Here is a 5,582-nt window from a genome sequence, read left to right as displayed (position 1 = left end):
AGCCCGCCGCGCCGCCCGGCCGGCGCCTCCCGGCCCCGCGGCGCCACCACCCCGCGCCCGTCCGAGGAGTTCACCGTCGTCCAGGGCACCCCGGCGCGCCCGCCGGCGGCGAGCTTCGCCGAACTGGAGATGCCGAAGGCGCTGCTCACCGCGCTCGGCCGGGAAGGCGTCACCGAACCCTTCCCGATCCAGGCCGCCACCCTGCCCGACGCCCTCGCCGGGCGCGACGTGCTCGGCCGCGGCCGCACCGGCTCCGGCAAGACGCTGGCCTTCGGCCTGCCGCTGCTGGCCCGCACCGCCGGACAGCGCGCCGACTCCCGCTACCCGCTGGCCCTGGTACTGGTGCCCACCCGCGAGCTGGCCCAGCAGGTCACCGAGGCGCTCAGCCCGTACGCGATCGGCCTCAACCTGCGGATCACCACCGTGGTCGGCGGCATGTCGATCACCCGCCAGTCCAACCAGGTGCGCCGTGGCACCGAGGTCCTGGTCGCCACCCCCGGCCGGCTGGACGACCTGATCAACCGCGGCGACGTCCGGCTCGACCACGTGAAGATCACCGTGCTCGACGAGGCCGACCAGATGGCCGACATGGGCTTCCTGCCGCAGGTCGCCAAGCTGCTGGAGCAGGTCGCCCCCGGCGGGCAGCGGATGCTCTTCTCCGCCACCCTCGACCGCAACGTCGACCGCCTGGTGACCCGCTTCCTGAGCGACCCGGTCACCCACTCGGTGGACCCCTCGGCCGGCGCGGTCACCACCATGGACCACCACGTGATCCAGATCGACCCGGCCGACAAGGCCGAGGCGACCGCCCGGATCGCCGCCCGTGAGGGCCGCGTGATCATGTTCGTGCACACCAAGCACGGCGCCGACCGGCTCGCCAAGCAGCTGCGCGCCGCCGGCGTGCAGGCCGCCGCGCTGCACGGCGGCAAGTCCCAGCCGCAGCGCAACCGCACCCTGGACCAGTTCCGGGAGGGCCAGGTCAGCGCCCTGATCGCGACCAACGTCGCGGCCCGCGGAATCCACATCGACGGCCTCGACCTGGTCGTCAACGTCGACCCGCCGATCGACCACAAGGACTACCTGCACCGCGGCGGCCGCACCGCCCGGGCCGGCGAGTCCGGCACCGTGGTCACCCTGGTGCTGCCCGAGCAGCGCCGCGAGGTCTCCCGGCTGATGACCACCGCCGGCATCCGCCCGACCGTCACCAAGGTCCGCCCCGGCGACGGCGAGCTCCACCGGATCACCGGCGCCCGCACGCCCAGCGGCGTCGCGGTGCTGCCGATCCTGGCCCCCACCCAGGTGGCGGCCCAGGCCGCGGCCGCCGCCGGCGCGGCGGCCAAGGCGGAGGGCCAGGGCCGCCGCCGTCCGCAGTCCAAGCGCTCCGGGCTGCCCAAGGACGTCGACCTGAACGGCAACCCGCGCCGCCCCCGCCCCAAGCAGCGCCTCGGCGCCACCGCCGCGGGCCGCACCGAGGCCCCGGGCGGCCGCCGCCAGGCCGCCGGTTTCATCGGCAAGTCCTCCGGCCGGGCCCAGCCCGGTTCCGGCACGAAGTCCGGCTCCAACTACGGCACCGGCCGCCAGCGCCGCAAGTCGGACTGACCCGCAGCACCCCGCAGCACCCCCGCAGGGGCGCCCGACCGTCCGACGGTCCGGCGCCCCTGCGGCGTCACGGGCTCAACGGGCGGCGGCCCGCTCCGTCCCGGCCGGGGCCAGCAGCCGCACCCGGGCCGCCGTCCCCGCCTCCCGCGGCGAGAACACCACCAGCTCCAGCTCGCCGGGCGCGCTCAGCACCACCTGGTCGAAGTGGAGCGGACCGAGCACCTCGTGCTCCAGGTCCTTCTCGACCCCGGCCCGCTCCTCCACCTGGTGCTCGTCCAGCCACCGCCCGGCCTCCGGGAAGCACGCCCGCAACCGCTCCAGCAACGCGGCGATCCGCCGCCCGCCCGGCGAGGCGTCGCCGCCGCGCTCCGCGTACACCGTGCGCAACTGCGCGAGCATCCGACGGGCGTGCCGCTCCCAGTCCACCGCCCGCCGCCGGTGCACCTGGCTGGCGAACACCACCCAGGCCAGGTTGCAGTCCTCCGCCGACCACCGGGAGAACTCGAACAGCGCCTCCGCCTCCGGGTTCCAGGCCCGCACCGCCCAGTCGGCGTCCACCAGGAACGCCGGGAACGGCGACTGCGCCCGCACCATCCGCACCAGCGACTCGGGCAGCTCCACGGCCGGCTCCACCGCCGGGGGCTGCGCCTGACAGCCCGCCAGCCGGAACAGGTACGCGGTCTCCGCCGGGTCCAGCCGCAGCGTCCTCGCCAGGCTGGACAGCACCTCCGACGACGGGTTGATGTCCCGCCCCTGCTCCAGCCAGGTGTACCAGGTCACCCCGACCCCGGCGAGCAGCGCCAGCTCCTCCCGGCGCAACCCCGGCGTCCGGCGGCGCACCCCGGGCGCCATCCCGACCTCCGCCGGGGTCAGGCGGGCCCGGCGGGTCCGCAGAAAGTCCGACAGCGCCTCCCGGCGCACCTCCGTACCGGTCATACCATCCCCCTGGTCAACCTGTTCCTGGTAGCCGGACTACCAGTATCGCCACGAACTGCCGGGCACCTCGGCCCGCGAGGAAGCTGAGTGCGGACGAACCGCCGGTTCGTCAGATCCTCGCACTGATGGGATATCAGATGAGCACCCGTCCGATCCGGGCCGCACTGGTCGCCGCGGCCACCGCCGCCCTGCTCGCCGGTGCGGCCCTGCCGGCCGCCGCCGCCGGCGCCCACCCCTGCTACCCGGCGCTGCTGACCGGGCACGGCGACACCCTGGTCCCCGAGGGCGCGACCTGGGACCCGCTGCACGGCCGCTTCCTGGTCGGCTCGCTGCGCCACGGCACCGTCCAGAGCGTCGCCCCGGACGGCTCCACCCGGACCCTGGTCGACGACCCCGACCTGGTGACCGTGGTCGGCCTGCACGTCGACGCCGCCCGCGGCCGCGTCCTGCTGGCCGACGCCGACACCGGCGGCTCGGTGCGCTCCACCCCCGGCACCACCTACCGGCGGGCCTGGGTCGGCGCGTACGACCTGACCACCGGACGCCGCCTGTTCCATGTCGACCTGGCCGCGGTCGCCGCCGACGGCGGGCCGCACGTCGCCAACGACCTCGCCTTCGGCCCCGACGGCACCGCGTACGTCACCGACTCCATGGCGCCGGTGGTCTACCGGGTCGGCGTCGACGGCAGCGCCTCCGTGCTGGTCCGCGACGACCGGCTGGCGAGCCCCGCCGGGACCTTCGGGCTGAACGGCATCGTCCGCGAGGGCGACACCCTGGTGGTGGGCCACTACCAGGGCGGGACGCTGTGGCGGATCCCGCTGTCCCGGCCGTCCGCCGTCGAGCAGATCCGGGTCGCCGGGGCCGACGGGCGGCTGGTCGGTCTGGACGGCCTGCTCGCCCGCCCCGACGGCGCCGTCCTCGGCGTCACCAACGCCGTCGGCGGCACCGGGCACGACGCCGAGGTCGAACTCCGCTCGTCCGACGGCTGGCACACCGCGCGACTGACCTCCGTGCGGCCGTCCGCGGACATCGCGCCCACCGCGCTGACCCCGGGACCCGACGGCCGGGTCTACCAGCTCTCCGGCCGGGTCGACCTGGCCGTTCAGGGCACCCTGCTCGACGAGTTCACGCTCCGCCGGGTGTGAGCCGCCCCGCGGCCCGGCGGCCACCGCCCGCCGTCAGGCCGGCTCCAGGCGCCACCACTGGGCGGGCGTGTCGGTGTCCTCCCACTGCCGCACCGAACCGTCCTCGGCGGCCTCCATCACCTTGCCGCTGACGAAGGCGGTCACCGTGAACGTGCCGGGGGCGTCCACGTGCCGCTCGAACAGCCACTCCTGGGCGCCGAACGCGTTGGCCGACCACTGCTGCAGCGGCACCCCGTCGTCGGTCCTGGCCCCCGTCACGTCCAGCCGCTTGCCGCTCACCGCGTTCTCCAGGTGGCACAGCCCCGAACCCGGGTGCACCGCCGAGATCCGCCACACCTGGGCGTCGGTGCCGTCGTCCGGCGCGTGCCGCACCTTGGCGCCGTGCCGGTTGCTGCCGCCGGCCACCTCCAGCAGCAGCCCGCTGCCGACGTTGCGCAGCCGGTACCGTCCGTCCGCCACCGGTCCGCGCCCCTGCGCCGCCCGTCCCATCGCCCCGACCCCCAACATCCCTGGCCCCAGCATCCCTGGCCCCGACCTCCCTGGTGCGGCCGTCCGCGACCACCGTACGCCCGGCGGCACTAGGCTGGCCGGATGGATCTCGGGGAGCGGCTGGACCGGCAGGAGCGCGGGCTCGACGCCCTGCTGGACGCGCTCGCCCTCAGCTGGCAGGACGAAGCCGACGAGCGGGTGGCCAGGCTGGCCGAACGGCAGCCGCACTACCCGCAGTACCACCGGATCGGGCACAAGCGGCAGACCGTCCGGCGGGCCCTGGAGGGCGACCGCGCGGCGGCGGTGCGCCACTACGACCAGGTGCTGGCGGTGCTGCTGCTCGACGACGACCACAGCTCGCCGCGCTGGCTCGCCGCCGCCCTGGTCGCGGCGGCCGGCCGGCGGCGGGTCCTGGAGAGCCTGTTGCACGCCGCCGAGGCGGGGACCCCGGACCAGCGGCGCTGCGCGGCGCACGCCTGGCGCTGGGCCGAGCCGCCCCTGCGCTACCCGAACGAGCGGGCCCGCCTTGAGGGCCGCCCCACCGCCACCAGCCGCGCGGAGCGCGACGCGGTCGCGGACCTGGAGCAGCGCTTCCGGGCCGCAACGGGCTGAACCGAGCGGCGCGGATCGGCTGCCGTACGCCTGCGTCCGCTCCTGTGCGCCGTCACCCGGACCGGTGGCTCGACGGGATGGGTGCAATGCGTCTGCCTCTGTCCCGGCGCGGCCCACCGGTGATGGACACGGTCCGGCGGCGGGCCGCGGAGCGAGGGGTCGGCCCCACGGCGACCGTGCGGGAGTGGATCGAGGCGGCCGTCGCGGACGAGTCGGCGGTGGTGCCGCTCAGCGTGATCACCGCGGCGGTGGCCGAGTACCGGCACCGCCGGGCGTCCTGAGCCAGGTGTGCCAGGTACGCCGGGTGCGCCGGGTGCTCAGGCGCTGAGCGCCGTCGGTGTCCGGGCGGCGGCCGCGGCGTGGTCGTAGCGGTGCAGCAGGAGGGTGGCGATCTCCGGGGCGGCGCCGAGGACGTCGGCGGTGAGGTCGGCGCCGCAGGCGGCCGCCGCGGCGGTGATCCGGTCCGGCAGCAGGCCGGGGGCCAGCAGGTACGGGGCGACCGCGACCCGTTCGACGCCGGGGGTCGCCCGCAGGGCCGCGACCGCGTCCGGGACGTGCGGCGGCACGGCCGAGGCGTGGGCGGTCCGGACGGCCGCCCAGCCACGGGTGCGGCGCCACAGCTCGGCGACGGCGAGGGTGGCCGCGTTGGCGGCCGGGTCCGAGGAGCCCGCCGCGGCCAGGACCACCCCGGTCCGCGCCCGTTCGGCGGCCGAGGCGACGGCCGGCCCGGCCTCGGCGAGCCGCCGGTCGAGGGCGTCCAGCAGCAGCGGGGACGGGCCCAGCACGTCGGCCACGGGCAGG

General features: G+C 76.6%; 7 protein-coding genes. 4 read left to right on the top strand and 3 right to left on the bottom strand.

All coding sequences use genetic code 11. The features are described 5' to 3' along the window. Nucleotides 1-129: 129 nt before the first annotated feature. Complete coding sequence (locus AA75_RS25955; protein ID WP_199520415.1) at nucleotides 130-1,599, top strand: DEAD/DEAH box helicase; 1,470 nt, start codon at nucleotides 130-132, stop codon at nucleotides 1,597-1,599. A 75-nt stretch (nucleotides 1,600-1,674) separates the two neighbouring features. Here the strand turns inward: AA75_RS25955 and AA75_RS25950 are convergent, their stop codons facing one another. After that, nucleotides 1,675-2,535: a helix-turn-helix domain-containing protein gene (locus AA75_RS25950; protein WP_033822672.1), complete on the bottom strand. Its 861-nt coding sequence runs from the start codon at nucleotides 2,533-2,535 to the stop codon at nucleotides 1,675-1,677. Nucleotides 2,536-2,672: 137 nt separating this feature from the next. Between AA75_RS25950 and AA75_RS25945 the strand changes: the two genes are divergently transcribed. Beyond that, on the top strand, nucleotides 2,673-3,680 hold the full coding sequence (locus AA75_RS25945; RefSeq protein ID WP_051813376.1) for a hypothetical protein: 1,008 nt from the start codon (nucleotides 2,673-2,675) through the stop codon (nucleotides 3,678-3,680). 33 nt (nucleotides 3,681-3,713) lie between these two features. Here the strand turns inward: AA75_RS25945 and AA75_RS25940 are convergent, their stop codons facing one another. Beyond that, nucleotides 3,714-4,169, bottom strand: coding sequence for an RICIN domain-containing protein (locus AA75_RS25940; RefSeq protein WP_033822671.1), 456 nt, complete (start codon nucleotides 4,167-4,169; stop codon nucleotides 3,714-3,716). 102 nt (nucleotides 4,170-4,271) lie between these two features. Between AA75_RS25940 and AA75_RS25935 the strand changes: the two genes are divergently transcribed. Together AA75_RS25935 and AA75_RS25930 are read left to right on the top strand one after the other, a co-directional pair. Further along, entirely contained in the window at nucleotides 4,272-4,781 is a 510-nt protein-coding gene (locus tag AA75_RS25935) for a hypothetical protein (RefSeq protein WP_033822670.1), read from the top strand. 86 nt (nucleotides 4,782-4,867) lie between these two features. Continuing rightward, nucleotides 4,868-5,062 (top strand): hypothetical protein, encoded by a 195-nt coding sequence (locus AA75_RS25930; protein ID WP_033822669.1) that lies wholly within the window; start codon nucleotides 4,868-4,870, stop codon nucleotides 5,060-5,062. 36 nt (nucleotides 5,063-5,098) lie between these two features. Here the strand turns inward: AA75_RS25930 and AA75_RS25925 are convergent. Further along, nucleotides 5,099-5,582: CbiX/SirB N-terminal domain-containing protein (locus tag AA75_RS25925; protein ID WP_033822668.1), on the bottom strand; the 484-nt coding region annotated here is incomplete at its 5' end.

This window comes from Kitasatospora sp. MBT63 (genome assembly GCF_000710465.2).
In the GTDB taxonomy this organism is placed as follows: Bacteria; Actinomycetota; Actinomycetes; order Streptomycetales; family Streptomycetaceae; genus Kitasatospora.
The sequence above is the reverse complement of the archived record's forward strand: the minus strand, read 5'-3'. Positions and strand labels throughout refer to the sequence as shown.

Bases quoted from the DNA above. Each gene is read 5' to 3' on its own strand.
- AA75_RS25955 (WP_199520415.1), top strand. From the start codon at position 130: ATGCCGAAGGCGCTGCTCACCGCGCTCGGCCGGGAAGGCGTCACCGAA.
- AA75_RS25950 (WP_033822672.1), bottom strand. From the start codon at position 2,535: ATGACCGGTACGGAGGTGCGCCGGGAGGCGCTGTCGGACTTTCTGCGG.
- AA75_RS25945 (WP_051813376.1), top strand. From the start codon at position 2,673: ATGAGCACCCGTCCGATCCGGGCCGCACTGGTCGCCGCGGCCACCGCC.
- AA75_RS25940 (WP_033822671.1), bottom strand. From the start codon at position 4,169: ATGGGACGGGCGGCGCAGGGGCGCGGACCGGTGGCGGACGGACGGTAC.
- AA75_RS25935 (WP_033822670.1), top strand. From the start codon at position 4,272: ATGGATCTCGGGGAGCGGCTGGACCGGCAGGAGCGCGGGCTCGACGCC.
- AA75_RS25930 (WP_033822669.1), top strand. From the start codon at position 4,868: ATGCGTCTGCCTCTGTCCCGGCGCGGCCCACCGGTGATGGACACGGTC.